At 65.0% G+C, this 615-nt stretch carries 1 protein-coding gene; it reads left to right on the top strand.

Features of this window, described 5'->3' with window-relative positions; genetic code table 11:
• Window positions 1-615 (top strand): cytochrome b (locus tag NA8_RS32285; protein WP_174550175.1); only part of this gene is annotated, 615 nt, incomplete at both ends.

Genomic DNA, 615 nt, shown 5'->3' with positions numbered 1-615 from the left:
TTCGGTGGTGACTTCCCCGGCGAGATCATCATCCCGCGGCTCTACATCGCGCACGTGCTGTTGTTCCCGGGCATCATCCTGGCGTTGATCGCCGCGCACGTGGCGCTGGTGTGGTACCAGAAGCACACCCAGTTCCCCGGTCCGGGCCGTACGGAGAACAACGTGGTGGGCGCCCGGATCGTGCCGGTGTTCGCCGCCGACCAGGGCGCGTTCTTCGCCTTCACCCTCGGCATCGTGGGCATCATGGGCGGCGTGTTCCAGATCAACCCGATCTGGAACCTTGGTCCTTACAACCCCTCGCAGGTGTCGGCGGGTTCGCAGCCGGACTTCTACATGATGTGGACCGACGGCATGGCCCGGTTGATGCCGCCGTGGGAGCTGTATCTGGGCCGCTACACCGTGCCCGCGGTGTTCTGGGTCGCCCTGATCATGGGCCTGGTGTTCACCGTGCTGATCGCCTATCCGTGGATCGAGAAGCGGCTCACCGGCGACAACAGTGCCCATCACAACCTGCTGCAGCGTCCGCGTGACGTTCCGGTCCGCACGGCGATCGGCGCGATGGCGATCGCGTTCTACGTGGTGCTGACGCTGTCGTGCGTCAACGACATCATCGCC

The organism is Nocardia arthritidis NBRC 100137 (genome assembly GCF_001612765.1).
In the GTDB taxonomy this organism is placed as follows: domain Bacteria; phylum Actinomycetota; class Actinomycetes; order Mycobacteriales; family Mycobacteriaceae; genus Nocardia; species Nocardia arthritidis.
This window is presented reverse-complemented; position numbering and strand designations above follow the sequence as displayed.